This is a genomic window from Pseudomonas sp. DW-iso3 (genome assembly GCF_058725305.1).
Genome location: NZ_JBZXDZ010000015.1, coordinates 29961 through 56891, shown reverse-complemented (window position 1 = coordinate 56891; position 26931 = coordinate 29961). Strand labels below are relative to the sequence as shown.

Genomic DNA, 26931 nt, shown 5'->3' with positions numbered 1-26931 from the left:
AGTGCCTACAGGGTTTTTTGTGGTTTTCGCACCGGAAACGGAAAGTAGAAAAACCGCAGGAACGCCACCCGCTTGATCACTTCCCCGATCAACAACGGCGCCACCACCGCCACCACAAAACCGATGCAGGCCGCGACAAACGCGTGCAGCCCCAGGCGCTCCATCAGGTCGAAGGTCTTGTGCTGGATTTCACCATGGAAGATCAGCAGGATCAGGGTGTTCTGGCCGATGTAGGTCATAGCCCGCGTGACCCAGGCCGAGACCATCAGCACCTTTGCCAGCGCCCAGCACGCGTATACACCGATCACGGCGGGCAGGGTGGTCCATAACCAGTGGTCGTAGCGCCGCTGCGCCAGGTCCATGGTGTCCCAGGTGAACGTGAATACTGCGATAAACAGCGCGACGGAGACCACCAGCGTCAGCCAGGAGCCCGAGTGGGCACGCAGCCAGTCGCGCAGCAGGTAGCCGACAATGAAGTAGGTGCTGCTGATCAGCGTGATATCCAGGCTGAACGGCAGGCCCGGCAGGACCCAGGTGTGCCCGCCCAGCGTGACCGGCAGTTGCCAGAACCAGGGCAGCATCCACACGCCCACGATCAATTGCAGCGTGACCAATGCGCAACTCAGCAACAGCGACAGCTTCAGGCGCTGGATCAGCCGCAGCATCAGCCAACTGAACAGGATCGCCACCCAGAAGTGCGGCAGAAACCACAGCGCCTGCCATGGGATGGTGTCCACCGAGGCATACAGCACGCCGCCGATATCCGGCAGCAGCGGCTGGCCCCGCAGCAGGCTGCGCACGATCACGTAGATAAGCATGGTGAAGAAAAACGGCTTGAGCAGGCCGTCGGCCTTGCGCACCGCCATCTCCACGAAGGGCTGTTCAGGCTTGAAGAACACCCCGGACAAAAAGAAGAACAGCGGCAGGATGAACGACGCCAGCACCGGATACAGCAGGTCCGGCGAGGTGGCGACGAACCAACTGTGGGCGAATACGATCACCAGGATGCCAATGCCCTTGGCAATGTCCATTTGAATCCAACGATGTTTCACCTGAACCCCTCCCTCTAAAAAAAACACCGCCCTTGTAGGAGCTGGCTTGCCAGCGAAAATCGTCAACGGGAATGCGCGGCATGAGTCATGCCTTGCGCCACGGCTTCAACCACAGCCCCATGCCCAGCAACACCACTGCACCGGCCAGGGTGCTCAGCCCCAGTTGCAGCCACACGCCTTCAATCCGAAACAGCGCCAACGCCGCCACACCCATCAGCACGGCACTGAGCAGCCAGCTCCGAGCCCAGGGCAGGGCGCTGAGCAAGGCCTGGCGTTGCATCAGCAGCAGCGCGGTGCAGATCACCCCGGCCAGCGCCGCCAACGGAATGCCTGCCAGGCCAAACACAAACGGCAGGACGCCCAGCAACAGCACATTGACCAGGCTGCCGAGCAGTTCGCAGCGCAGCGGCTGGCGCGTATCCCCGGCCGCGTAGGCATAACGCGCGAGCAAGGCGTTCCAGGCGCCGAATACCAGCGGCACGGCAAACCACGCCAGCAGCAGCGGCAACGGCGAGTCCAGCGATTGCGCGGGCAGCAGCAACGCCACCAGGCTCGGGGCCGCCGCCACCAGGCCGACACCGGCGGGCAGAGTCAGCACGCTGGCGGTTTCCAGGCCGCGCTTGAGCAGGGCCAGGCGCTCATCGCCCTGACGACGGCTCATCATGCCCAGCAACACCTGGTTGAGGCTCATCAGCGCAATCAGCGGCAGGTTCATCAGCTTGCGCGCCAGGTTGACCCAGGTCACCGCGCCTTCACCCAACAGCGATGCCACCAGCCGTTCAATCAGCGCCAGGCCCTGGCTGGCGCCGTTGCTCAGTAACAATGGACCGATGCGCTGCCCCAATTCCCGCAGCGGCGCCCACGGCAATTGCCAGCACCACGGCCGCCAGCCCTGGCGCCACATCGATGGCAGTAGCGCCAACGGCATCAACAAGCTGCCGGCCAGGCAGGCCAGGGCCAGGGCGTGCGGTTGGGTGGCGGTGCCGGCGAGGGCGAGGTAGGTCACCGGTGGCAAATTGAACAATAACGAACCCAAGCCAGCCAGCACGAAACGTTCGCTGGCCTGCAACGGGATGCTAAACAGTGCGTGCAGCATCAACCCCGGCACGCACCAGGCGACGATCTGCAAGTTACTGCTGGCGAGCGCCGTGGCACTCGCCGCCAGGCCTGGCCCGAGCAGTTGCACCAGCCACGGCGCCAGCAGCGTCAGCAACAGGCTGGTGACCAGGGCGATCAGCAACAGTGCGGGGAACAACGCGGCCAACCAGCCCAACCGCTCGTCGTCCTTGCGCGCCAGATACAGCGGCAGCGCCGCGGCACTCAGCACGCCGCCGGCCAATGACATGCGCAGCGCCTCCGGCAAAAACAGTGCGATCAGGAATGCATCACTGCGTTCGCCCGCGCCCCAGGCCGCCACCAGCAGCCATTCACGGGCAAAGCCTAGGCACAGGCCCAGCAGCGTCGCCAGTGTCAGCCAGGCGGCGGAGCCCAGCATCAGGGCTGTGCGCCATCAAGCACGGGTTTGCCGAACACCACACGTTTCACCTGGGGCAGGCGTGCCGGAAACAGTCGACGTGCCTCCAATACGTTGATGCCGACCATCAGCCAGAACAGCGCGACCATCACCACCGCAAAGCTGAAGTAGTGGTCGAACAGGCCGCTGACCAGCGCCGAGAGAATTCCGGCTGTGGTGCCCAGCCACAGCGCGTTGTCCTTGGTCAGGCGGATCGGGCCGCTTTCCGGGCGGGCTTCACGCCACCAGCGCACGGTGACCGCGATAAAGAACAGCATGCCGACGATGCCGGTCTTGTAGATGTAGTTCAGCCACAGGTTGGAGATGCCCAGCAAGGGCGTGCCAGGCACGGGCGGATCGACCTTGAAGCCGATACCGAACGGGTACGACACCATCGCCTGCGGAAACATGCGGTACTCGTCGAAACGCACTTCGGTACTGGCGTTGCTCGAAGAAAAAATCGTCGCCAGGCGTTCCTGCAGCGGTGGATAAGCCATCACCAGCACGGCGGTCAGCGCCGCGCCGATCATCAGCAGACGTCCGGTGTAGGGCACCCGGCGCGTGGCCATCCATAGCAGCACCAGCGCCAGGCTGACCATTGCCCCACGGCTACTCGCCAACAGCAAGGCCGCCGCGCCCAGGCACGCCACGCCCAGTCCCAGTGCGCGTTTCCAGCCTTGTTCGGTCATGCCGAAACAAAACGCCAGGGGCAGCAGCAGCGCCATGATTCCGCCGATGGCATTCGGGTGCATCCACGGCGAGCCCATCCGCGAAGACATGGCTTCCAGGCCGAATTTCAGCATGTCGAAGTTGCCGTAATTGAACAGTGCCAGCACCGGCGCAATGCCGGCTCCGGAGCGTGTGCGCACGAACACCGCAATCGACAGCATCAGCATCGCCAGGCTGCCCAGCAGCAGGGCGATCACCAGGGACTCGCGGTGCTTGTGGTCCACCAGCAACTTGGCGCAGAGGAACACCCCCGACAAGTTCAGCAACCAACGCAGCCAGTTGGCCACGCCGCTGCTGTCGGCGTGGATGGTGACCTGACCGACAATGAAGGGGAACACGCTGAACACCATCAGCCACAACAGCATCTGGTCGGTCGGGCGCCGGGTGAGGCTCGGCGTATCCGGCAGGCGTACCAGGAAGTTTTGCCAGAGGACCGCGCCCCAGGTCATCGCCAGGATAGCTTCGCTGACGGTACTGCGAATGCCCAGGTTAACCGTGGAATAGGGCATGAACGTGGCAACCAGGGCAAACAGCAGCAGGCCCCAGAACGGAAAGCGTAGGATGGTCACCGCGCCGGCCAGGCCGATCACCGCGAGGAACGCCTTGGCCGGTGACAGCAGCAGGGCGGCGGCGCCAAACAGGAGGCCGAAGAGGATGGCGACGAGGCTGGGCAGGTTCACTCTCACTTCAATTCCTCGATCAGTTCGGCCAGGCGTCGGCGGTAGGCTTGATGGTTGAAGCGTTGCGCCCATTGCCGGCGTTGCTCGGGTGATTCTTCTTCCGCGCGATCGCCGAGGCTGAGCATCAATTGCGTCAGCGCCGGACCATCGGTGGGCGAAAAACGCGGTGCCGAGGGCGGGGTGATTTCATCCAACGAGGTACCGCTGGCCACCGCCACCGGGGTGCCGACGCTCAGCGCTTCGATCACTGGCAGGCCGAAGCCTTCGGCATAGGAAGGCTGCCACAGGCGCGAAGCCTGGCGGTAAAGCGCATGCAACTCGGCATCCGACACACCGCTGAGCGCACGAATGCCCGGCAGGGTGCGCTGGGCCTCGGGCAAATGGTCGAGGCTGCCCACCAGCACCAACTCCGGCACGGCGGGAGACTGACGTCGCGCCTGCTGCCAGGCGTCTACCAGGAACGGCACGTTCTTGCGCAACTCGCGGGTGCCCACCAGCAACCAATAGCGTTCAGGCAATTGGCGTGCACTGAGATCCGCTGCCTGTTCGGAAAAGGCATCGACCTGGTTGGGCAACACCCGAATCTTTCCCGCCGCCTTGGGAAACAACCGCGCGGTTTCATCGGCGCTGTACTGCGACGGCGTCCACACCCGATCGGCGCTGTGCACCGCGTAGGCAATCGACAGGCGATCACTGGTCTTGTAGATCAGCGCCTTCAGACGGTTGGCGTGATAGTTGTCGAGGGTGATTTGGAACAGGTCGTGCAACAGCACCACCGTACGCAGCCCCTTCGGGTGGGGCGGTAATGGCAAGCCCATGTTGAAGGTGCTGATGTACAGGTCGATATGCTGCTCACGCAACGCACGCGGCAAAAAGCCGGCCTCGAAACGCAGGCGATTGTGTGGCTGGTGCATGGCGGTTTTAGCGCAGCCCCAGGCCGGGCAATGGGCCCGCAAGCGGGTTTCATCGCCCAAGGGAGCCACAGTGAACCGTTCAAGCTCGATGCCCGGCAGGCCGTGCAGGGCGCTTTCCAGCGCGTACACCTGGCGGCTGATGCCCGATTGCGGCGAGGTGCCGACGGTGCGGTAATCCAGGCCTACACGCATGCGGGCTCCTTTTGATTCAGGGGCGAAAGGCTGGCGTACACCTTTTCCAACTGGCTGGCGGCGACGCTCCAGTCGTGGGCGCGGCGCACATAGGCGCGGGCGGCTTCGCCCATGGCCGCGGCGGCATCGGGAAATTGCAGCAGGCGCACCACGGCGTCCGCCAGGCTCACAGCGGTCTGCCCGCCGAGGTAGTCCAGGCCTTCCACCAGGTCCAACCCGGACACGCCTTGTTCGGTACTTGCCAATGGCAGGCCCGCGGCCAACGCTTCCAGCACTTTGAGCTTGGAACCACCACCATGGCGCAACGGCGCCAGAAACACCGAGCAGCTCGACTGCAGTTTCAGCAGGTTGGGCACAAACCCTTGCCATTCAATGCGCGGGTCCGGCCAGCGCTCACGCCAACTGTCCGGCATGCCGAAGCCACACACACTCATTCGCGCCTGCGGGCAACGCTCCCAGACCTTGGGCAGGATTTCGTCCAGGGCCCATTCGATGGCGTCCACGTTGGGCGCGTATTCGTAGTTGCCGAGGAACAGCACGCGGAGGGTCGACGGGTCCGGTCGGGCGGTGGCGAAGTGATCGCAATCCACGCCATTGACCACCACTGACACCGGTTTGCCGGCGATGGGTTCCAGGGCCTGGGCGTCGCTGTCGGTCACCGCCACCACTTGGGTGGCCTGGCGCATCACGCGCCGTTCCCAGCGGGTGTAACGCCATTGGTCATAGCGAATGAACGGCAGCGACCAACCCGGCAAGCGGTCGTAAGTGGCCGCGCCTAGGGCCGATTCGACGTTGTGTTCGGTCAGCACGAACGGCTGGGATTTGCGCGCCAGCGCCTCTTCATAGGGCTGGAAGCTGTAGGTGTGCTCGATCTGCACCACATCCCAATGCTCGTTGAGCAGTTGGTTGAACCGGTCCTGCAACGCGCCCGACAAGCCATTCACGCTCGCCAGCAGCGGGTAGGGCGCAAACAGCCCGGCGAGCAGGGTCTTCACGCTGCGCAGAGGGCGACGCGGCAGGATGATCAGTTGTTCGAGAAACGCCTCCAGCACCTGGCGGTCGGTGAGCGACACCGGATGTTTGTCATGCAGCAGCAAGGTGATCCGATGCCCACGCGCGGACAGGCTGCGCAGCAGGTGGAACTGGCGCGTCTTGCCGCCGCTGGTGGCGGGCCAGGGTGAGTAGGGCAGGATCCATAAAATGCGCATGGCAGGCCTCACTCCCATAACAGAATTTGCAGGTTCGACTTGACCGGAACGGTCAGGCCATTGGTGCCGCTTACCGGGGTTTGTGTGCCGTGCAGCGGGTCGTACAGGGTGGCGCTGGCCAAGCCCGGCAGGTGCGCGTTGCCGCCCTGGGCGGACCAGAAGAACCACAGCTTGCGCCCATCGGTGCGGGTCCAGCCGATGCTGAACAGGCCATCGGGCAGCGCGTCGGCAGCAGGCGGATCACCCGGCGTGAGCTTCGGCCCGCTGACATCAAGGAAGTTCTTCAGTGCGGTGTAGACCGGCTTGGGGTTGGTGTCGATATCCAGCAAGCCATAGGAGCGGTCACGCACGCTGGCGCGCTGGTCGAGGTCGCTCAAGGTGAACAGGAAAATCTTGTCGTAATCCATCGCGCTCATCAGCGCCAGGCGACGAACCACGTAGTCGGCCTGGGCCTGAGGGGTGATGAGGTCCTGGGCGTCTTTTGGCCCCTTGTACGTCGACCAGCCCCACTCGGTGCTCCACAAGGTTTGCACGCCACCGTTGCGCAGGGCCTGGTTGAGCTGGGTGGATTTGGCGATGAAGTCCAGGTTGGCCGGGTCGTTGCCTTCGGGCAATTGGGTGTAGGGGTGGTAGGAGATGATGGTGTTCAGACTGGCCACGCCCAGCGCGCCCAAGGCGTCGAACATGGTCTGGCCGTTGGGCATTTCACTGAAAAACGCCATGCCGGCGGCGACCACCGGTTTGTTCGGGTTCACGGCGCGTAACGCGTTGGTGGTAACGGTCAGAAGATTCGCATAGCCGGCAGGATCCGCCACCGGGCGCCAGAAACCGATCAAGTTCGGTTCATTCCAGACTTGCCAGGCATCCACGCTGGGGTAGCGCTGTGAGAGCAGCGCCATGCGGTTGGCGAACACGTTGGGATCTTGCGGCGGGTACTGGTCCGGGTACTGCGACATCGGTGGCGCGCTGGTGATAAAGCGTGCCGACCCGACTAAGTAAAACACCGACTTGATCTGGTTCTGTTGCAGCTTGCCCACCAGCTCATCGAGGGTGGCGAGCTTGTACTGGTTCTGCGCGGTTTCCAGCTGATCCCAGTGCAGATCCAGGCGCACCCACTCCAGGCCCAAGGCCTTGAGGCGGTCGATCTGCTTCTGGTAGCGCTCGGGGCTGAACCACAGAAACTGCGCATTCACCCCCAGGAAATCCTTCCACACCACTTCCTTGGTGCCCTTGAGTACATGGCTTTCGGCATCCGCTTGGCGTCCCCACAAGAATGCGGTCAAGCCCAGGGCTGCAACCACCGCAAAGGTGGCGAGGTAAGTGCGTTTACGCGCCATAAGGGGCTCCGGTGATGGCCTGCTCGAAGAGCTGCTTGAACTTCTGCGCGGTCAACGGCCATAGGCGTTCGCGGCCGATTTCCCCGGCCCGCTCGGCCCAATCCCGCGCCAGCAGTGGCGTGCGTGCCAAGCGCAGTAGCTGTTCGCCGAGCGCGGCCACATCCCCTTCGGGGTAGATCGCGCCGTTGCCGCTGGCGACTTCCTCGGCAAACGCACGCGCGTCGGAGGTGATTGCGCCGCGCCCACAGGCGGTGGCCCAGGACAGCGCGCCACTGGTGCCGCGCTGGCGTCCGAGCAGGCCGAGTTTTTTCGATTCGCGATACGGCAGCACCATCACATGGTGGGCCTGAATGGTCTGGGCGATTTCATCGGCCGGCAGGTTCAGGCGCCAGTCGATTGCGTCGGTCAGCCCCAATTCCGCGATCTGGGCATTCAACTGCTCCAGGTAGTTGCCGCCCGCGCCGAACGCCATTTCCGCCGCAGTGCCGCCGGCCAGGGTCAGGCGCACGCGGTCGCGCAAGTGAGGGGCTTGCTTGAACACATTCGCCAGGGCCTGCACCAGGTCTTCAATACCTTTGCCGCGGTAGATAAAGCCGAAATACAGCAGGCGCAAGGTGTCCAGCGACGGCAATGCTGCCGGTGCAATCGCCAGGTTGGCATGATTGATCACCGCGACTTTGCCGGCCGGCAGTTGCATGCGTTGGGTCAAGCAGTCGGCGCCCAGTCGGGTGAGGGTCACCAACCGGGTCAGTCCCTTGGCCACCTGGCGTTCTTCGCGCAGGGTCAGCGGGTCGGCCAGCACCACCGCCGCCTGCGGCAATGGGCTGGGCAGACGCGCCATCAGGTTCAGCGGAAACGGCAACTGTTCACGTCGCCACACGATGCGCTCCGGGTCATGCACGGTGGCCGTCAGTGGCAACTGCGGGTAAGCCTTGCGCAGTTCACGCAAGGCCAGGAATTCCCCGAGCCGCCCGCCGCCCAGCTCAGCGTGCACCAAGTCGACGGATTGCCAGTCGAAAGCTGCGATGGCTTGCTTGATCGCCTCGGAGTTGCCCGCGACCCCGGCCAACGGCGTCAGCACCGTCACACCGAGGTGTTCCAGTGCCGTGCGGAAATGGTTCGCGTAGTCGGCGATCCCGTTCTTTTCCGGCGGCAAGGGCGCGAGCAGGGCGATACGCATCAGAACGCTCCCCGGTATTTACCGATGGTCTGCAACACCTTGCCCGGCACTTCGAACTTGCGACGGTTGATGATGATGCCGTCCACCTTGCCAAACGCCGTGTTGAGGATCGACAGCGCATGCTCCACCACCGGCACGGTACTTTTGCGGGCTTCCACCACCAGGCCGATCAGGTCGGCGCGGCGCAGGTTGATGAAGGCTTCGCGGTTATCCAGCAGGGCCGAGGCGTCGAGCAACACCACTTCACCCGGTGCGGCGGCTTCCACCCCGCCGACCCGCACATTGATGCCGTTTTCATGCAGCAGCTGGCGCAGTTGCTCCACCACAAAGGTCACCCCTTCGCCATGGCGCGCCGAGGTCAGGCCCAGGGTCACGCCGTGCTCGGCAATGCGGTCGGGCTGCAGCAGACTGTACAAGCGGTAGATGCTCGCATTGAACGCGTTGGTACTTTGCGCGGTGGAGGTGTCCAGCTCCGGCAGGGTGGTCCACAGTGGCAAGCCGAACTTGCGTTCCACCAGGCCACCGTCGTGAATCCGCTGGTCGAGCAGGTAGCACAGGTAGATCACCAGCAGGCCGACCACGATGGCAAACGGAATCGCCAACAGCAGCATCACCAGGGTTTTCGGGAAGATGCGGCCCGGGTTCAGGGTGGCCTCTTCGATCACGGCGATGTTGCTGATCTGGCTGTTATCCAGCTCGCGGTCGATGCGGGACTTTTCCAGGTTATCCACGTACAGCGCGTAGTTGCGCTCGGTGGTGTTCAGTTCGCGGGAGAGGCGGGCCAGCTCCGGCTCAATCTCCAGGGCCTCCTTGCGTTGGGCTTCCAGGGTCAGCAGTTGTTTCTGCTGTTGAACCAGCTGGGTTCGCAGCGCCTGGTTGTTGCTGGTTTCATCCAGCAACACGCGCTGCAAGTGAATTTCCAAGGTGTTTGGCGCACGGTTCTCTGACGCTTGCACCGTGTTGCTCTCGTTGTTGACCTGCATCTGCATTGCCCGAATCGACGCGTCCAGGGCTTTGACCGGCGGCGCGTTGTCGGTGTAGGTGCGCATCATGTCGGCCTTTTCCAGCAGCTTCTGGTTGAGCAGGCGACGCAAATCCTGCTGCTGCGGGTTCAGTGCGATCTGGCGCACTGTGGTGACTTCCTTGGGTTGGCCCTTGAGCTGAGTGCGTGTGCTCTGGATCGCACTGTCGGACGAAGCGATCAGCCGCGTGGTGTTGAAGGTCTCGCCGCGCAGCACGTTGATGCGCTCGGACAAGTCTTCCAGGCGGTCGGTGATGCTCGCGGCGCCGATCTTGTTCAGGTGGGTGAGGATCTGTTCCTTGTAGCTCTTGATCTCGGTCGCGCTGTTGGACACCTGGCCTTCATAGAACGCGTACAGGCTCTTGCGGCCCAGGGCCTCGGTGCGCTCGTTGATGTAGGTCTCGACCCAATCCTTGACCACCGCCTGGGCGATTTCCGGGTCGCTCCATTTGAAGCTGATGTCCATCACCGTGGAACCGGCGGCGTGGCTCACCTCGAAGTTCTTCTCCAGGCCGGCAGCCAGACGTTCGACCGGGGTGGTTTTTTCGACGATACCGACGGTTTCCATGATCACGCGCACGCCGTCGAACACCGCACCCACGCCGCTCTTGACGTAGTACTTGGTGCGCTTCCAGAAACCCTCCGGCGGCGGTGCGTTTTCGATCACTTCCAGATAATGCTCAGCCACCGCGCGCACGATGGGCCGGCCGGTGAGCAGGCGCTCCTCGTCGACAATCGGGTCACGCTGGGTGCTGGGCATCACCAGCGCCTGGCGGTTGCTGATCTCGATGGGCAAGGTCGAATCGCGCCCTGGTTTCACCAGCAGCCGCGCGGTGGACTCGTACTTGGCCGGCAGCAGGAACGCCCCCAGCAGGATGATCACCAGCGCGGCAATCGCCGCCAGTTTGAACTCGCGCCGGAAGATGAAGAACAAGCGCAGAAGATCACGAAAAGAACGGATCTCGATCATGGGATGTCGCTCCTTTAGTTATTGCCGCCGCTGGTTCGGGTGTAGTTGTAGCCAACCCCAATGGACTTGGTGAACGGGATCAGTTGGTTCATGTAGGTATCGACCCCTTGGATGCGCTCGCCCACGTTGGATTTGGGCACGAACACCACATCGCCGCGTTGCAGGTGCACGGGTTTGCGGCCGTTGGGGCCGGTCTTGAGTAACTGGCTGAAGTCCAGGAAGTACGCGCGATATGCACCCTGGGCGTCTTCGCGCAGCAGGGCGACCATGCTCGCGTTGCCCGCCGGGCTGACCCCGCCGGCACCAATGATGGCTTGTTCCAGGGTGTTGGCCGTGCCGAGTTGCACCGCCGTCGGGTTGTTCACCGCGCCGCCGACGATGATCGAGCTGCCCGGCGCCTGGTTGATGTTCACGGTCACGCGCGGTTCGCGGTAGATGGGCGCGAGTTTGCTGGTCAACTCTGTGGCCAGTTCCGAAGGCTGGCGTCCGGCGACCTGGACCGGTCCCAGGAACGGGTAGTTGATCTTGCCGTCGGTCTGCACCGTGTACAGCGTCAGCTCATAGATGGTGCTGACGTTGAACGCCGACAGCGTCGGCATCTCGCCGGCATCGCGCACGATGCGCAACTGGTCGCCGATGCGGATGCGTTCCACCGCCGGCGGCAGTTGGGCAAGCTGGTCGAGGGCGCGTTTGCCTTCCTCGACGGTTTTGTCGTCGGGCGGGACGATGCGTGCCGGCGTATTGCAGGCGGCCAAGGCCATCATGGCCACGACAAGCAGGGTTCGTTTCATCAAGGGGGACTTCCTGTAGGGCATGATGCTCACCTCCAATAACCGGGAAACATGCTGATGCGCCGCTTGAGGGCGAGGGGGAGGCGACGCTCCAGATGGCCCAGCCGGTAGCCGAGCAGTTTGAACGCACTGCGTACCAATACTTCGGGGGCGCGGTACAAGGCACCGGCTTTGCGCAAGGCCGCGAGTTCGGCCAGCACATAGCGCTTGCCTTCGCCTCCCGCGTCGCCAAAGGCCTGCTTGATCCACGGTTCGCGACCGTAGAACACGCCAATATCGAAGTAGCGGTGAAACTCATCCAAGAGCTTGTAATCGTGGGAGTGATGCACCAGCGCCGTGGCGGCGTAGCGCACCTTGTAGCCTTCGAGCAGCATGCGCGCCGCCACATAGGCGTCTTCGCTGCCGATCACATCCGCCGGAAAACCGCCCACCGCTTGCAGCACACTGCGCCGGTACACGGAAAACGAGTCGGAACTGAAGCAGGTCTTGATCCCCAGCTCCGGCGCATCGGCCAGGCTCTTGCTGCGGCTCTGTTCGGGGTAGTTGAAGTGCCGCGATTGTGCACCCAGCACACCCGCATCGGGGTGGGGTAACTGGCGGCCGTACGCCACGCCGTTGAGCGGGTCCTGCTGCAATTCGGCGAGCAGATTGGCGAAGGTCTCGGGGGTGGCGGGAATCGCGTCCTGGGTCATCACGATCAGCGCGTCGCCGGACACTTGTTCGCTGGCCCAGCGCCGCGTGCCGCCGTGGTTGAAGTCACGCGCGTCGATCACCTCGACCCGTGCGCCGAACTCGCGAAAGCGCGCCACCGTGTTATCGCTGGAGGCGCTGTCCACCACCAGCATCTCGTCAGGTTGCAGGGTTTGCATGCGCAGCGCCGGCAGTAGACGCGCCAGGTGGCTGGAGGCGTTGCGGGTCGGGATGATCAGTGACGTGCGCATGTTATTTCTTCACGTCTGCCGGGGCGCGCCCGTAGATGTCGTCGAAGCGCACAATGTCGTCCTCGCCGAGGTACTCGCCGCTCTGCACCTCAATCATCACCAGGTCAATGATGCCGGGGTTGGTCAGGCGGTGTTTGTGCCCGGCCGGAATGTAGGTGGACTCGTTGGCGTTGATCAGGAATTCGCGCTCGCCGTTAGTAATTTGCGCTGCGCCGCTGACCACCACCCAGTGTTCGCTGCGATGGTGGTGCATCTGCAGTGACAGCGACGCCTGAGGCTTGACCACGATGCGCTTGATCTTGAAACGGCTGCTTTCCTCCAGCACGGTGTAGGTGCCCCACGGCCGGGTGACGGTGCGGTGCAGGCTGTACGCCGGATGGTTTTGACGCTTGAGCTCGGCGACGATGTAGCGCACATCCTGGCTGCGGTGGGCGTCGGCGATCAGCAGGGCATCCGGGGTGTCGACGATGATCAGGTCACGCACACCCACGGCGCCAAGTACACGCTTGGGCGAGTCGATGTAGCAGTTGTGCACGTCATGCAGAATCGCTTCGCCATTGACCTGATTGCCATGGGCGTCGCTCGGGGTGAGCTGGCGCAGGGCTTCCCAGGAACCGATATCGCTCCAGCCAATATCGCAGGGGACCACGGCGACTTGCGTGGACTTCTCCATCAGCGCCACGTCGATGGAAATATCCGGCGCACTGCCAAAGGCCTCCGAGTCCAGTTCACGCTGGCGCGAGGTCTTGTTCTGCAGACTCTGGCTGTGGTCCAGGGCGGCACGCGCAGCCTCCAGCACGTCAGGTGCATGGGTGGCGAGTTCGTCCACCAGGGTGCTGGCCTTGAAGCAGAACATGCCGGCGTTCCACAGGTGCTTGCCGCCATCCAGGTAGGCCTGGGCAGTGGCCAGGTCGGGTTTTTCCACAAAGCGTTTGACCCGGTTGCCCGTGCCCAGCCGTTCACCTTGTTCGATATAGCCAAAGCCGGTTTCCGGCTGGTCCGGCTGGATGCCGAAAGTCACCAGGTAGCCGGCTTCGGCCAGGTCCCGGGCCTGGGTCACGGCCTCGGCGAACGCCACTTCATTGAGGATCAAATGGTCGGCAGGCATCACCAGCAACTGCGCCTCACCCCCGAAATGTTCTTGCACATGCAGCGCCGCCACGGCGATCGCCGCCGCGGTGTTGCGACCGAACGGCTCCAGCAGCAGGTCCAGGGGCAGGTGGGCCTTGTTGACCAGGCGATAGTCATCCAGGGTGCGGAACAGCAGGTCACGGTTAGTCACTGTTAACACGCTTTCCACGCCGGGCAATTTGGCGGCGCGCTGGAAGGTTTTCTGCAGCAGGCTCTGGCCGTCGCGCATGCGCATGAACGGCTTGGGCATGTTCTGCCGAGACACCGGCCACAGCCGCGTGCCCGAACCACCGGAAATGATGCAGGGAATTAATCCGTTGAGTGTGTTCATCAATAGACTTCCTTGGTGGAAAGGACGGCCGGGACCGTCATGAAAACGATGTACAAGTCAAACCACACCGACCATTTGGAGATGTACTCCAAGTCGTACTCGACACGTTTCTGGATCTTGAACAGGGTGTCGGTCTCACCCCGGTAACCATTGATCTGCGCCCAGCCGGTAATGCCCGGCTTGACCCGGTGCCGAGAGCTGTACTCGCTCACCGCCACCTCGAAGGGAACCCCGGCCGCCTTGGTGGCGGTGGCATGCGGACGCGGGCCGACCATGGACATGTTGCCCAGCAGCACGTTGAACAGTTGCGGCAGCTCGTCGATGCTGGTCTTGCGGATGATGCGGCCCACGCGGGTGATGCGCGGGTCTTCGCGAGTGGTCTGGCGTTCGGCGGTGAAGTCGCTCTGGTCGGTGTACATCGAGCGGAACTTGAACACGCGGATTTCATTGTCGTTGTAGCCATAGCGGTTCTGGCGAAACAACACCGGGCCCTTGGAGTCGAGCTTGATGGCAATCGCCGTTGCCAGCATCACCGGCGACAGCGCCACCAACGCCAGGCTGGCCAGCAGCAAATCCTCACAGCGCTTGATCACCGGCGACCAGCCACGCAGCGGCAACTGCGAGGTGTTGAACATCAGGATGCCGCCCACGTCGGTGATTTTGCTGTGGCCGTAGCGCAGGGCGGCCATGTCCGGCACCAGCACGACGTTCACCGACAACTGCCGCAGGCGGTTGACCAGGCCGTGAATGCGTTGTTCGGCAGCCCAGGGCAGGCAGATCATCACCTGGTTGACCTGCTCGGCGCGGATCAGTTTTTCCAGGTCGCGGGTGTTGCCCAACAGGGGCAGGTTGCTCAGCTCCTTGGGAATGCGTTCGGTGCGGTCATCGATGAAGCCGACCAGGCCGGAACGAATATCGCCGTTGCGCTGCAAATGATCGGCGACATGCACGGCGGTGTCGGTAAAGCCCAGGATCACCGTACGTTGCAGGTATTTGCCGGCACGCATCAGCCGGCGGTACAGGCGCAGCATTACCAGGCGTTCAAGACAAAACAGCCCCAGGCTGACGATGTACCACGTCACCAGGTTGCGTGGGGTCAACTGCGGGAAGAACTGCAGAATCTGGTACATGAACAGCAGGATGCAAAAAGCCGCCGTCCAGGCCTTGATCTTGGTTTTCAGGCGCAGCCGGTTGCTGAACAATTCTTCGGAATAGATGCCCAGGGCCTGGAACAGAATAATGGTCAGGACCGCGAAAAACACCAGCAGGCCCAGGAAGTGGGCGCGCAGCTCAGGGTCTATCGGGTCCAGGAAGAGTACCAGGACCAGTGGAGGCAAAATGGCCGTCAGGCCATGGATCAACTTGACGAAAACAACAAAGAACTCAACAAAACCGGCGCGCGTTAAAAACAAACTGTCGACAGACGACTTCTCTCGCATAAAAACATCCCTCATTGCACTCCAGACTTCGCTGTTTGATTGTTTGTTCAATAAAGCAGCAGGCTGCTTTAGCGCGCTGGACAAACTGGCTACTCTGGGTAATACGCAACTTTTCATTGCAAATGCAGCTATCCATTTGAATGGATTTTGCAGGGTAGTGACTGGGGTGGTGACTAAAGGCGTGTGTCCTTACTGAGTCTCGTCAATTAATTGACTGCCGTGCGGAAGTGGCGGGCTAGATAGGTTAATTAGTCTTTTTTGAGGCATTTTATTGACGTTCCTTGTCTGGACACTCGTTAATAAGGTGTGTTTTTGAGTGTAGGAACAAATGTCGGATTTTTCCTGCTTAAAGGAAAAACCTTTTTTGAGGCGAGGAAGGAAAGGGGGACAAATAGAGCGTGGCAGGGCGTACTTACTGCCCTGCCACCGGGGCGTTCGCCCGATCAGAAGTTGCCTTTTAAACTAACGGTGAAATTGCGTGGTTCGCCGTAGAAGTTACCCCAGGAGGCGGTACCGACTGTGTTGTAATAGCTTTTGTCGAACAAATTGTTGCCGTTGAGCGCCACGGTCCAGGTGTCGTCGAGGCGGTACGCCATGCGTGCGCTCCAGGTCGCATAACCGGCCTGTTCGAGCTTGATGGTTTGCACGCGGTAGTTGCTGCTTTGGGCATTGACCCCGGCGCCCACGCTCCATTTCGCCAGCGCGCCGTCGAGCTGGTAGTCACCCCACAATCGCAGCATGTGCCGAGGCACGTAAGTGTTGGATGAACCGCCTTCGACCTGGCTGTCGATGTTTTTCAGAGACTTGGTCTGGGTGTAGGTGTAGCCGCCGAAAAGCTGCAGGCGCTCGAGCAATTCACCGCTGATTTCGGTCTCCACGCCTTGGGCGCGCACTTTGCCGGTGTCGGTGTAGCAATAACCATCGGCGGAAGTCGGGCACATCGTGGTGTAGTCGGATTCGGCGCCGTTTTTCTCGATGGCGCGGAACAGTGCCACGGAGCTGTTGAGGCGTCCGTCGAACCATTCGCCTTTGATCCCCAGCTCGTAGTTGTCCCCGATCTTGGGCTTGAGTGCCGCGCCATCGACGGTGGCGTAAGAGCTCTGCGGCTGGAAGATATCCGCGTAGCTGGCGTACACCGACAGGTGCTCGTCGAGGTCATAGATCAGCGCGGCGAACGGCGTGACTTCACCGGTTTCCTTGGTGCGTGCGTCCTGCACTGCCCATTCACCCCAGGCCAGGTTGTTGGACTGGCGACGGTTCTCGTACCAGCTCACGCGGCTGCCGACGATAAACATCAAGGGCTCGGCCAGGCGCAAGCGCAAGGTCGCGTAGGTGCCGTATTGAGTGGCGGTTTCCTTGACCGTGCCGCCGCGATACATGTTCGGCCAGAAGGTGTTGTTATCCGGCTCAGGGAAGTGGTGGTCGGGCTGGTAGATGCTCTGGCGCTTGGGCAGGTTCTGGATCGCGTACACATCGTCCTGGGTGCCACGGCTGCCGTTGGCGCCGAGGATCAGCTCATGCTCCAGGCCAAAGGCTTCGAACTTGCCGTCCACATAGGCATCGAGGCCGAAGTCCTTGTGGTCGTAGTCCATCAACGCAGCATAGGAGTTGGCCGTGGGCGCCGGGTTGCCATAGTTGATGGTGCCTTCGCTGGCGGCATACTTGGTGTTTTGCAGGTTGCGGCTGTGGACCGCCGCGACCTTGAGTTTCCAATCATCGTTGAAGTGATGGGTTACATCAGCGAAGAACGTGGTGCGCCGGCTTTGCCAGTCGTTCCAGGATTGGCCCAGGCAGGTCGAGCGGCTCAGGTTGGCGCTTTTGCCGTCGGCATAGCGCGGCAGGCCGCCCCAGCACGGCGTGGCGTCGACATCTTCGTAGCTGGCGCCGACGCCCAGGGTGGTGTCCGGCGTGAGGTCGAAATCCAGCGCGCCGTAGAACGCCTGGTCCTGGCGCTTGGCGATGTCCATGTACGACCCACGCGTCTGCTGGCTCACCGCCGCGCGACCACGCAGGGTGCCGCTGTCATTCAACGGACCGCCGGTGTCGACATCGGCGCGGTAGTTGTCCCAGGTGCCGGCCGATAGCGACAAGCTGGTGGTGGGCTTGGCCTGTGGACGCTTGCGCACGAAGTTCACCGCACCGCTGGCGGTGCCGGCGCCCTTGAGCATGCCGGCGGCGCCCTTGAGGACTTCCACGCGGTCATAAATCGCCATGTTCGCGCTGAAACTGTCGGCCTGGACGTAGTCCTTGCCCATGTCCAGGGGCACGCCGTCGTACTGGTACTGGCCGAGCATCTTGAAGCCTCTGGAGTAGAAGTACTTGCCGCCCATGGGTGACTCGTAGGTGGTGATGCCGGGCGTGCGTTCCATCACGTCGTCGATGGTGGTGACGTTTTGGTCGTCCATGAATTGGCGAGTCATCACACTCACCGATTGCGGGGTTTCCCGCAGGCTGTGTTCGCCCTTGCCGATGGTGACCGCGCCGGTGGTGTAGGAGCCGGTGCCGTCGGTGGTGGCGCCCAAACGTTCGCCGTTGATCAGGGTGGCACCCAGGTTCAGCGAACCGGTATCGGCCACTTGTGGCAGCAGCATCCAGGTGCTGTTGCCCTGGCGTTGGGCTTGCAGGCCCTGGCCGCGTAGCAGTTGTTCGAGGGCCTGCTGAGAATCAAAGCGGCCACTCAAACCCGGGCTGGTTTTGCCGGCGACGCTGGTGGCGTCGTACGACAGGCTGATGCCGGCCTGGCGGGCGAACTGGTCCAGTGCTGTTGCCAGGGCACCGGCAGCAATGTTCCAGTCGCGGGCCTGGGTGTCGCTGGCCGGGGTTTCGGCCATCACGGCCACGGGCAAGGCGCTGCTCAGGCAGAGGCCAAGCAAGGCGGCCTGTACCGCACGCTTGAGGGGGGAACGAGGGGAAGGGAACGCTTGCATGACCGCGGGATGCTCCTGAAGGAAGTGGATAAAACTGGCCTGTTGATCGGCCTTTCCTTACAGGTCGAGCGGCAATGAGAATTCACCTCATTTATTTTTGAAAATTTACACGCGCGGTGAAACGGTCACCCAATAGCGGCTGCGGTACGTGACATCGAGCTTGAGCGACTGCGCCACCAGGCCCAGCACCTGATCGGTGTCGTCCAACTGATAAGTCCCCGACACCCGCAACCCGGCCACTGCCTCGCTGCAGCGCAACAAGCCGTTGCGGTAGCGACCCAGTTCGGTGAGAAAATCGTCCAGGCGCATGTGGTGGGTGCTGATCACGCCATCGCTCCAGGCCCAGGGATCCAGGCCGTTGGCGACCGCCGGGCGAATGCCGCTGCGGTTGAACACCACCTGTTCGCCGGGCTTGAGGACCTGGCGTGCGCTGGCGGTCTGGCTGTCGGCAAACACCGCCACCGCGCCTTGCTGCACGGCGAGCAAAGTGCCGTAGGCGTCTTCGCGTACCAGGAATCGCGTGCCGAGGGCGCGTAGGTAACCGTCACGGGTCTGGACCCAGAAAGGGCGGTCGTCGGCCCCGGTATTCACCACGATTTCTCCCTGGCGCAACTGCACCAAGCGTCGGTCTGCGTTGAGCGACGCATCGATCGCGCTGGCGCTGTTGAGCTGGATCCGGCTGCCATCGTTCAATGCCACCCAGCGCCGTTCGCCGGTCGCGGTGCGATAGTCGGCCATCCAGGCGTGCAGGGGCGTGTAGTCGCGACCGAGCCAGGTCAAGCCGGCGGCGCCGGCCACCAGGCCCAGCAGTTTCAAGCCCTCACGGCGACTGATGCGTTGGCGCGCCCCGCGCAGGGCATGCCGGCCGACCTGGGCCGGTAGATGATTGAAATCGTCATTCATCGCTGTCACCCGCTGCCACACCCGCTGGTGTTCGGCGCTGGTGTGCAGCCAACGTTCGAAGGCGGCGGTGCTGGCATCGTCGGCGACATTGAAACGCAGGGTGATCATCCACTGGATCGCCTGGTCGACCAGCTGCGCGTCAGTTTTCGACATAACGCAACCGGTAACACGCGTGCAGCGCCTTGGACAGGTCCCGTTCCACCGTGGCCTTGGACACGCCGAGACGCAGGGCGATCTGTGCGCAAGTCAGGCCATCCAGTTGCGCCAGCAAAAAGGCTTCGCGCACGCGCGGCTTGAGCTGGTCGAGCAGACGGTCGATACGTTCCAGGCTGTCGAGGATCAACAGGCGGGTTTCTTCCGACGGCACCTCGACTTGCGGGAAGTGCGCGAGGCTTTCCAGGTAGGCGCGCTCCAGTTCGCGGCGGCGGTATTGGTCGATCATCAGGCTGCGGGCGATGCTGCTCAAGTACGCGCGCGGCTGCTGCAAGGTTTGCTGCCTGCGCGCATTAAGCAGGCGCACGAAGGTTTCCTGGGCCAGGTCGGCGGCGTGTTCGCGGCAGCCGGTGCGGCGGCTCAACCAGCCGCGCAGCCAGGCATGATGGGCATGGTAAAGCTGGCCGATGGCGGCATGGTCCAGTGGGTGATCGCTCGACATGGGCATCCTGGCGCAGCTGTCTTAATTGATAATGTTTCGCATTCTAATCGTTGCTCATGACGCTTCGCAATTGCCGCAGCGCAATGTATCCAGCACAATTTTTTGTCCGCCCTGGATGCACGGACTAATCTGCAGGCTTTTCCCGGTGGAAGGCTTGAGCATGATCGACCTGGCGACCCTGGCGGTATTTTCCGGTGCTGTGCTGTTGTTGCTGTTGTCCCCGGGGCCGAACATGGCCTTTGTGGTCAGTCATGGCGTCACCCATGGTTGGCGCGGGGGGATGGCATCGGCCCTGGGTATTGGCGTGGCCGACGTGCTGTTGACCGCCTTGACCGCTACCGGGGTGACGGCGTTGGTTGCCAGTTGGCCGCCATCCTTTGACGTGATCCGGTATGCGGGGGTGGTCTACCTGTTGTGGCTGGTGTTCAAGACCTTGCAGAAACGCCCCGTGCCGAATGCGGGGCACATCGACCGTGTGCCCTTGGGCCGGGTGTTTTTGCAGGCCATGCTCAATAGCTTGCTCAATCCCAAGGCGTTGCTGTTTTTTGTGGTGTTTTTGCCGCAGTTTGTACGGCCGGAAGCAGGGGACATTGCGGTGCAGTTGATGGTGCTTGGGGGGGTGTTGACCGTGATTGCAGCTGTATTTCATGGGCTGTTGGGCATTTTTGGTGGGGCGCTGAGTCGGTTTTTTGCCCGTCGCTCACAGGGGGCCTGGCTACAGAAATGGGGGTTGGCGACGGTGTTGACGGTGTTGGCGGTGCGCTTGGCGGTGATGTCTCGCCCAACCTGACTTGAAGAGAGTACGGCTGATCAATGTGGGAGCTGGCTTGCCTGCGAAGGCGGCCTGACAGCCGACCTGGATGTTGGATCTGACCGGGTATATATCCGTTATTTAGGTAACGGCGGCTATTGGTTCCGCCCTTACGGCGGGTCACTTTCGAAAAGCGCGAAAGTAACCAAAGCGCTCTTGCCCCAACACTCGGCACCTCGCCTAGGCTCGGTGTGCCCGTAATCCGACAAGGATTTGGGGGACCGCCTTAGATCAAGATCAAGAGCGGCTCCCTTCGCATCGTGGTTAGCGTTTAGATACCTACGACTATCGCCGACAAGCCGGCGCCTGCAGCTGCTTGGCAGAGTCAGCCCAACCGTGCCGCCGCGCGCGCGACGATCTCACCGCGCACTCTGCGCGATTCGACGGTGCGCTTGTTGGCTTCTTCCAGCACGTGCTGGGGCGCGGTGTCCGGGCGGCCGGAGTCGAAGGGTGGCGCGGGGGCGTATTCAATCTGCAACTGCACCAGTTGCGCCGCCGCCTCGCTGTACAACTCGGCCGCCAGGGTCAGGGCGAAGTCGATGCCGGCGGTGATGCCGCCGCCGGTCAGCAGGTTGCCGTCACGGACCACGCGTTCGTGTACGGGGATGGCGCCGAGCGGGGCGAGCAGGTCGTGGTAGGCCCAGTGTGTAGTCGCCTTGCGTCCCCGTAGCAAACCTGCCGCGCCCAGTACCAGCGAGCCGGTGCACACCGAGGTCACGTAGCGCGCGGTCTGTGCCTGGACCTTGAGGAAATCCAGGGTCTGCGGGTCTTCCATCAGTGCGCCCACGCCGGAACCGCCGGGTACGCAGATCACATCCAGGCGCGGGCAGTCGGCGTAGGTCATGGTCGGGGTAAACACCAGGCCAGTGCTGGAGGTGATGGGTTCCAGGTCTTTCCACACCAGGTGCAGGTTCACCTCCGGCAGTGAACCCAGCACGTCGTAGGGGCCCGTGAGGTCCAGTTGCTGGATGCCGGGGAACAACAGAAAGCCGATCTGCAAGGTCATGAATGAAGCTCCGTGAAAGGGGTGGACGGCTTCACTCTAGAGGCCTAGGCTTTGGCGAATACGCCATTGAACCCACGAATCACGCCAATCATGCCTCGAATCGTTCACGTCCTCGCTTTCGATAATGCCCAGGTGCTCGATGTGACCGGGCCGCTGCAGGTGTTCGCCTCCACCAATGACCTGGCGCGCCAGCGCGGCGAACCCTTGCCTTACGCGGTGTCGGTGATCGCCGCCCAAGCGGAACCGGTGATGACCTCCGCCGGCCTGGCCCTGGTGGCCGAGCCGTTACCGGCTGCGGTCGCGCCGTGCGATACGTTGGTGATCGCCGGCGGTTGGGGCGTGTACGGCGCTGCCGAAGACCCGGCCCTGGTGGATTGGGTGCGCGAGAAAGCCAAACACACCCGGCGCATGACGTCCGTCTGCACCGGCGCGTTCCTGCTGGCCGCCAGCGGCATGCTCGACGGTTGTCGCGTGGCCACTCATTGGACCCGTTGTGAAGAGCTGGCGCGCAAATTTCCTTCGTTGACGGTGGAGTCCAACCCGATTTTCATTCAGCAGGGTGCGGTCTGGACGTCCGCCGGTGTCACCGCTGGCATCGACCTGTGCCTGGCGCTGGTGGAGGAAGACCTGGGCCGCGCCATCGCCCTGGAAGTGGCGCGGCACCTGGTGGTGTTCCTCAAGCGCCCCGGTGGTCAGTCCCAATTCAGCGTGACCCTGTCCCTGCAAAAAGACGACAGCCGTTTCGCCGAACTCCACGCCTGGATGGCCGAAAACCTGACCCTCGACCTGAACATCCCCACCCTGGCCGCCCAGGCCGGCATGAGCGAGCGCAGCTTCGTGCGCCACTACCGTGCCGAAACCGGCCAGACCCCGGCACGCGCCGTCGAGTTGATCCGCGTCGAAACCGCGCGCCGCCAACTGGCGGACAGCACCGCATCGATCAAACGCATCGCTGTGCAGTGCGGGTTTGGCTGTGAAGAGACCTTGCGACGCAGCTTCCTTCGCGCCCTGTCGGTGACGCCCCAGGCCTACCGCGAGCGCTTTTCGCCAAGCAGTTCCAGCAGCGCATCAAGCGTGGCGTGTGGCGCTTCCTGAGGAATATTGTGGCCCACGCCCGGCAGCACCTGGCGTCGGTAAAACCCGCTGAAATGCTCGATGTCATCATCCTCGTCGGGCGGCGGGCCCACGCCATCATCGGCGCCGCACAACGAAATGCTCGGCACTGAAATTGTCGGTTGCAGGGCCAGCGCGGCTTCAATGGATTCCAACGCCGGGTCGCCGGGCGCGTACATGAAACGATGGCGATACGAGTGAATCACCACCTCGACGAAATCCGGGTTATCGAACGACGACGCGGTCTGCTCATAAAGGCCCGGCCCCTCGGCCCAGGACGGCGACCACAGTGCCCACAACAGCTTGCACAGTTCACGCCGGTTGGCGGTCAGGCCGTCCACGCCGCGCTGGGTGTGAAAGTAGAACTGATACCACAAGCGATGCTCCGTCACCGGCGCCCTGGGCTTCAGTGACTTGGCGATGTCCTGGATGTTGTAGCCATCCCCGGTCACCAACCCGCGCACCCGCTCGGGCCACAGCGCCGCGACGATACACGCGGCACGCCCACCCCAGTCATAGCCGGCGAGGGTCGCCTGGGGAATGCCCAGCGCATCCATGAAATCCAGCAGGTCCTTGGCCAACGCCGCTTGTTGCCCGGAACGCATCACCTGCTCGTTGATAAAACGCGTCGGGCCATAACCGCGCAGATACGGCACTAACACCCGACACCCGCGCGCGGCGAGTACCGGCGCGATCTCGTCATAGCCGCGCGGGTCGTAGGGGAAGCCATGCAGCAGGATCACCGGCGTACCGTCGAGTGGGCCGTGGGCTTCATAAGCCACGTCGAGCAGGGTGGTGCGCACGGTGTGCAGGGGGAAGGCGATGGTCATGGCGGGCTCCTGTCAGGTGCTGGAACTCTAGCCGAAAGGCGTGACGGCAGGGTGCGGGATTGAAGGCTGGGGCGTTACGTGTCCAGGCCGAGGTCGGCGCGGCACAGCACATGCTTGAAGTGATGCCGCCACAGGTCCACGCCCAGCTGCCCCGACCGGTCCAGCGACGAACCCATCGTGAGATCGCTGATCAAGGTCGGCTGCAACCCCGCGTCAAATAGCGCAAACCCCGCCGCCAGCACACAGGTGTCGGTCTGGATGCCGCACACCAGTACGCGCTCTGGCCCGAGGCTTTTCAGGTAGGCAACGGTCTCGGGTGTCGGGGCGTAACCATGCTTGATAAAGATGCGGTCGGCTGCAATCAGGCTCTGGTCATTCGGTGCCGGTTGCCAGCCGAGCTGCCGGGCGAAGGGCGTGATGCTTTCGTCATGGCGTTCCACGGTGGCGACTGACGGCATGCGCCCGAGCAGGGCGTTGATGCCGTCCACCAGCCACGTGGGCGGGTTGAAGGAAGGTTGCACGTCGATGATCAGCAGTACCTGGCGCATGGCGTTCCTGTCCGTAGTCGAGGGCCTGCCCATTGTGCACAGGCCACTTCAGGGTTGCCAGGTGGTTTTCTGCCCGCTGAGTTTACGGTCCAGAAACGATGCCGCACTGATCAACGCCAGGTGGCTCAAGGCCTGGGGTGTATTGCCCAGGTGCCGGGCCTGGTTGTCGAACTCTTCGGCGTAGAGGCCCAGAGGGTTGGCGTAACGCAGCAGTTGTTCGAATTCCAGGTGGGCCTTTTCCACTTGCCCGGCGCGGGCCAGGCATTCGACGTACCAGAACGAGCAGGCTGCAAACGCGCCTTCGGTGCCTTGCAGGCCGTCGATCTGGCTGTCGTCGTTGCGGTAGCGGTAGACCATGCCGTCGCGCACCAGGCTTTTCTGAATGGCTTCCAGGGTCGAGAGCCAGCGTGGATCGGTCGCCGCGACAAACCTCACCAACGGCATCAATAGCATGGAACCGTCGAGCGCCGTGGTGCCGGTATGCTGCACGAAATGCCCGCGTTCTTCGTTCCAGAAGTTGCTCCAGATGTCGGCGTAGATCGCTTGGCGAGTCTGGTCCCAGCGTGCAAACGGCGCCGGCAACGAACGCTTGGAGGCCAGGCGGATGGCGCGGTCCAGCGCCACCCAGCACATCAGTCGTGAGTGCAGGAAGTGATGCTGCTCGCCACGCATTTCCCAGATGCCCACGTCTTTGGTGTTCCAGATTTCACAGACCTGATCGGCCACCTCCACGGTGTGTTTCCAGCCTTCATGGGAGATGGCCTCGCCGTACTTGTTGACCAAGTAGACGGCATCCATCAGTTCGCCATAGATGTCCAGTTGGATCTGGTCGAACGCCTCGTTGCCGATGCGTACGGGTTTGGCACCGCCGTGGCCGGCGAAATGGTCGAGTTCGGCCTCCGGCAATTCCTGGCGGCCGTCGATGCCGTACAGGATATTGATCTTGGTCGGCTGGTTGCAGCAGTCGCTGACCCGGCCTTTGAGCCAGCGCATATAGGCATTGGCTTCTTCGACAAAGCCCAGGCGCATGAAGGCGTAGACGGTGAACGATGCATCGCGGATCCAGGTGTAGCGGTAGTCCCAGTTGCGCTCACCGCCGGGCGTCTCGGGCAGGCCAAAAGTGGCGGCGGCGATGATTGCGCCGTGTTTGCGCGAGGTCAAAAGCTTGAGGGCCAGGGCCGAGCGGTTGACCATTTCGCGCCAGCGCCCGCGGTAGTTCGATTGCGCGATCCAGCCGCGCCAGAACGTCAAGGTGTGGGCCAGCGCCAGGTCGGTGCAGCGGCTGTCCACCCGTTCATCCTCCTGGCCACCGAGGACGAACTCGGCGCCTTCTTCCTGGCCCAGGGTAAAGCTGGCCACGGCGGCACCGTCTTTGATCTGCAGCGGGTAGCTGCCGGACAATCGCAGACCGGGTTGGCCTTCGGCGCTGAAGCACACCGTGCCATCGTCACGGGTGGCTTGGGTGGGCGTTCGCGCGTAGTCGTGGCGTACCGCACAGCGCAGATGAATGTCGGCCTTGCCACTGACCACACGCACCCGGCGGATCAGCAGCGGCAGGTCATCAACGTCCTCGCTGATGGCCAACAAGTCAGTGATCTCCACCACGGCCTCGTCGCTGAGCCAGCGCGTTTGCAGCACGTTGGTGTCGGGCAGGTAGATCTGTTCGCGACGGGCGTTGGGCAGGTCCGGGGTGAGTTGGAAAATGCCGGCGTCGGGACTGTCCAGCAGCGAACAGAAGATCGACGGGCTGTCGAATTCCGGCCAGCAGAAGAAGTCGATGCTGCCTTTGTCGTTAACCAGTGCGGCACTGCGCATATCGCCGATAATGCCGTGGGCATCGATGGGGCTTTGTTGTTCGTTCTTCAAATCAACCATTGCCACGGAACTCCGGATAAAGGCTCATGCCGCCATCAATAAAGAGCGTGCTGCCGACCACATAATCGGACGCATCGCTGGCCAGCCACACCACGGCGTTGGCCACGTCTTCCACGTCGCCGACTCGCCCGTAGGGGATCAGCTTCAACAGTTCCTTCTGCGCTGCGCCTTCGGTGGCCGCGCGATTGATCGCGGTGCGTATCGCCCCCGGCGCAATGCCGTTGATGCGGATGCGCTGTTCGCTGACTTCCTGGGCGAGGGTGCGCATCAGCATCTCCACGCCGCCCTTGGACGCTGCGTAATTCACATGCCCGGCCCAGGGGATCAGTTGGTGCACCGAACTCATGTGGATGATTTTGCCCGCCGCCCGCGATACGCCTTCGCGCACGCCCTGGCGGTTGAAGATGCGCACCGCCGCGCGGGCACACAGGAACTGGCCGGTGAGGTTGACGCCGATCACCGCGTTCCAGTCGTCCAGGCTCATGTCCACCAGGTTGGCGTCCTTCTGCATCCCGGAGTTGGCCACCAGGATGTCCAGGTGACCGAAGGCATCCAGGGTCTGGGCAAAAAGCCTCTCTACATCGTCTTCTTTTGAGACGTTGGCGCCGATGGCAATCGCCCGGCCCCCCTCGGCGTTGATCTGCTCTGCCAGGGCCTCGGCCGGTGCGGCCTGGCTGTTGTAATTGAGCACCACGGCCGCTCCGGCTTGCGCCAGCGCCTTGGCCGCGCCGGCACCGATTCCGGAGCTGGCACCGGTCACCAGCGCCACTTGTTGCTCCAACGAAATACGCATTGCTCACCGACCTTGAATTCGTGAGTTCAAGTAGCTGACTG

General features: G+C 62.8%; 23 protein-coding genes. 3 read left to right on the top strand and 20 right to left on the bottom strand.

What is annotated here, in order from left to right:
- Positions 1–5 precede the first annotated feature (5 nt).
- The 12 genes from AC4PS7_RS29245 to AC4PS7_RS29190 all read right to left on the bottom strand — a co-directional run bounded on the left by AC4PS7_RS29245 (position 6) and on the right by AC4PS7_RS29190 (position 15429).
- On the bottom strand, positions 6–1052 hold the full coding sequence (locus tag AC4PS7_RS29245; protein WP_074900561.1) for an acyltransferase family protein: 1047 nt from the start codon (positions 1050–1052) through the stop codon (positions 6–8).
- An 85-nt stretch (positions 1053–1137) separates the two neighbouring features.
- Positions 1138–2547, bottom strand: a complete 1410-nt coding sequence (gene murJ / locus AC4PS7_RS29240; protein ID WP_021492076.1) for a murein biosynthesis integral membrane protein MurJ — start codon at positions 2545–2547, stop codon at positions 1138–1140.
- On the bottom strand, positions 2547–3974 hold the full coding sequence (locus tag AC4PS7_RS29235; protein ID WP_010211556.1) for an O-antigen ligase family protein: 1428 nt from the start codon (positions 3972–3974) through the stop codon (positions 2547–2549). Before AC4PS7_RS29235 ends, murJ begins: the two co-directional genes overlap by 1 nt.
- A 2-nt stretch (positions 3975–3976) precedes the next feature.
- Positions 3977–5080 (bottom strand): glycosyltransferase family 4 protein, encoded by a 1104-nt coding sequence (locus AC4PS7_RS29230; protein ID WP_045792337.1) that lies wholly within the window; start codon positions 5078–5080, stop codon positions 3977–3979.
- Entirely contained in the window at positions 5071–6288 is a 1218-nt protein-coding gene (locus AC4PS7_RS29225) for a glycosyltransferase family 4 protein (protein ID WP_241912390.1), read from the bottom strand. The genes AC4PS7_RS29230 and AC4PS7_RS29225 overlap by 10 nt, the downstream gene beginning before the upstream one ends.
- Positions 6289–6296: 8 nt before the next feature.
- On the bottom strand, positions 6297–7625 hold the full coding sequence (locus AC4PS7_RS29220) for a GH39 family glycosyl hydrolase (protein ID WP_044286940.1): 1329 nt from the start codon (positions 7623–7625) through the stop codon (positions 6297–6299).
- Positions 7615–8805: a glycosyltransferase gene (locus AC4PS7_RS29215; protein ID WP_045792335.1), complete on the bottom strand. Its 1191-nt coding sequence runs from the start codon at positions 8803–8805 to the stop codon at positions 7615–7617. Before AC4PS7_RS29215 ends, AC4PS7_RS29220 begins: the two co-directional genes overlap by 11 nt.
- The gene (locus AC4PS7_RS29210) at positions 8805–10796 is read right to left on the bottom strand and encodes a GumC family protein (protein ID WP_198581544.1); all 1992 of its coding nucleotides are present in this window, start codon (positions 10794–10796) and stop codon (positions 8805–8807) included. Before AC4PS7_RS29210 ends, AC4PS7_RS29215 begins: the two co-directional genes overlap by 1 nt.
- A 14-nt stretch (positions 10797–10810) precedes the next feature.
- Positions 10811–11587 carry a polysaccharide biosynthesis/export family protein gene (locus AC4PS7_RS29205; protein WP_010211550.1) on the bottom strand — a complete coding sequence of 259 codons (777 nt, stop codon included), beginning with the start codon at positions 11585–11587 and terminating at the stop codon, positions 10811–10813.
- Between the two features lie 29 nt (positions 11588–11616).
- A complete protein-coding gene (locus tag AC4PS7_RS29200) occupies positions 11617–12528 on the bottom strand; it encodes a glycosyltransferase family 2 protein (protein ID WP_021492069.1) in 912 nt (303 codons plus the stop codon).
- A 1-nt stretch (position 12529) separates the two neighbouring features.
- Positions 12530–13990, bottom strand: a complete 1461-nt coding sequence (locus tag AC4PS7_RS29195; RefSeq protein ID WP_010211548.1) for a mannose-1-phosphate guanylyltransferase/mannose-6-phosphate isomerase — start codon at positions 13988–13990, stop codon at positions 12530–12532.
- Positions 13990–15429 (bottom strand): undecaprenyl-phosphate glucose phosphotransferase, encoded by a 1440-nt coding sequence (locus tag AC4PS7_RS29190; RefSeq protein ID WP_010211547.1) that lies wholly within the window; start codon positions 15427–15429, stop codon positions 13990–13992. The genes AC4PS7_RS29195 and AC4PS7_RS29190 overlap by 1 nt, the downstream gene beginning before the upstream one ends.
- Here AC4PS7_RS29190 and AC4PS7_RS29185 point away from each other — a divergent pair.
- Positions 15329–15625 (top strand): hypothetical protein, encoded by a 297-nt coding sequence (locus tag AC4PS7_RS29185; RefSeq protein WP_162484834.1) that lies wholly within the window; start codon positions 15329–15331, stop codon positions 15623–15625. The two genes, AC4PS7_RS29190 and AC4PS7_RS29185, sit on opposite strands and share 101 nt — an antisense overlap.
- A gap of 247 nt (positions 15626–15872) precedes the next feature.
- On the opposite strand, the gene AC4PS7_RS29180 is transcribed toward AC4PS7_RS29185, so the two are convergent.
- The 3 genes from AC4PS7_RS29180 to AC4PS7_RS29170 form a co-directional block, all read right to left on the bottom strand.
- The gene (locus tag AC4PS7_RS29180; protein WP_492179882.1) at positions 15873–18356 is read right to left on the bottom strand and encodes a TonB-dependent siderophore receptor; all 2484 of its coding nucleotides are present in this window, start codon (positions 18354–18356) and stop codon (positions 15873–15875) included.
- Positions 18357–18461: 105 nt separating this feature from the next.
- Entirely contained in the window at positions 18462–19412 is a 951-nt protein-coding gene (locus AC4PS7_RS29175) for a FecR domain-containing protein (RefSeq protein ID WP_137206157.1), read from the bottom strand.
- Positions 19399–19914 carry a sigma-70 family RNA polymerase sigma factor gene (locus AC4PS7_RS29170; protein WP_010211544.1) on the bottom strand — a complete coding sequence of 172 codons (516 nt, stop codon included), beginning with the start codon at positions 19912–19914 and terminating at the stop codon, positions 19399–19401. Before AC4PS7_RS29170 ends, AC4PS7_RS29175 begins: the two co-directional genes overlap by 14 nt.
- 160 nt (positions 19915–20074) lie before the next feature.
- Between AC4PS7_RS29170 and AC4PS7_RS29165 the strand changes: the two genes are divergently transcribed.
- The gene (locus AC4PS7_RS29165) at positions 20075–20704 is read left to right on the top strand and encodes a LysE family translocator (RefSeq protein ID WP_021492065.1); all 630 of its coding nucleotides are present in this window, start codon (positions 20075–20077) and stop codon (positions 20702–20704) included.
- 346 nt (positions 20705–21050) lie between these two features.
- Here the strand turns inward: AC4PS7_RS29165 and inhA are convergent, their stop codons facing one another.
- The gene (inhA, locus tag AC4PS7_RS29160; protein ID WP_021492064.1) at positions 21051–21731 is read right to left on the bottom strand and encodes an isonitrile hydratase; all 681 of its coding nucleotides are present in this window, start codon (positions 21729–21731) and stop codon (positions 21051–21053) included.
- 90 nt (positions 21732–21821) lie between these two features.
- On the opposite strand from inhA, the gene AC4PS7_RS29155 reads away from it, so the two are divergent.
- Positions 21822–22826 (top strand): GlxA family transcriptional regulator, encoded by a 1005-nt coding sequence (locus AC4PS7_RS29155; protein ID WP_021492063.1) that lies wholly within the window; start codon positions 21822–21824, stop codon positions 22824–22826.
- Here the strand turns inward: AC4PS7_RS29155 and AC4PS7_RS29150 are convergent.
- The 4 genes from AC4PS7_RS29150 to AC4PS7_RS29135 all read right to left on the bottom strand — a co-directional run bounded on the left by AC4PS7_RS29150 (position 22760) and on the right by AC4PS7_RS29135 (position 26890).
- Entirely contained in the window at positions 22760–23674 is a 915-nt protein-coding gene (locus AC4PS7_RS29150) for an alpha/beta fold hydrolase (protein WP_021492062.1), read from the bottom strand. The genes AC4PS7_RS29155 and AC4PS7_RS29150 overlap by 67 nt on opposite strands.
- 74 nt (positions 23675–23748) lie before the next feature.
- The gene (locus tag AC4PS7_RS29145; protein WP_010211539.1) at positions 23749–24222 is read right to left on the bottom strand and encodes an isochorismatase family protein; all 474 of its coding nucleotides are present in this window, start codon (positions 24220–24222) and stop codon (positions 23749–23751) included.
- A gap of 48 nt (positions 24223–24270) precedes the next feature.
- Positions 24271–26097 carry a glycoside hydrolase family 15 protein gene (locus AC4PS7_RS29140; RefSeq protein ID WP_010211538.1) on the bottom strand — a complete coding sequence of 609 codons (1827 nt, stop codon included), beginning with the start codon at positions 26095–26097 and terminating at the stop codon, positions 24271–24273.
- The gene (locus AC4PS7_RS29135) at positions 26090–26890 is read right to left on the bottom strand and encodes a glucose 1-dehydrogenase (RefSeq protein WP_045792329.1); all 801 of its coding nucleotides are present in this window, start codon (positions 26888–26890) and stop codon (positions 26090–26092) included. The genes AC4PS7_RS29140 and AC4PS7_RS29135 overlap by 8 nt, the downstream gene beginning before the upstream one ends.
- Between the last annotated feature and the right edge of the window lie 41 nt (positions 26891–26931).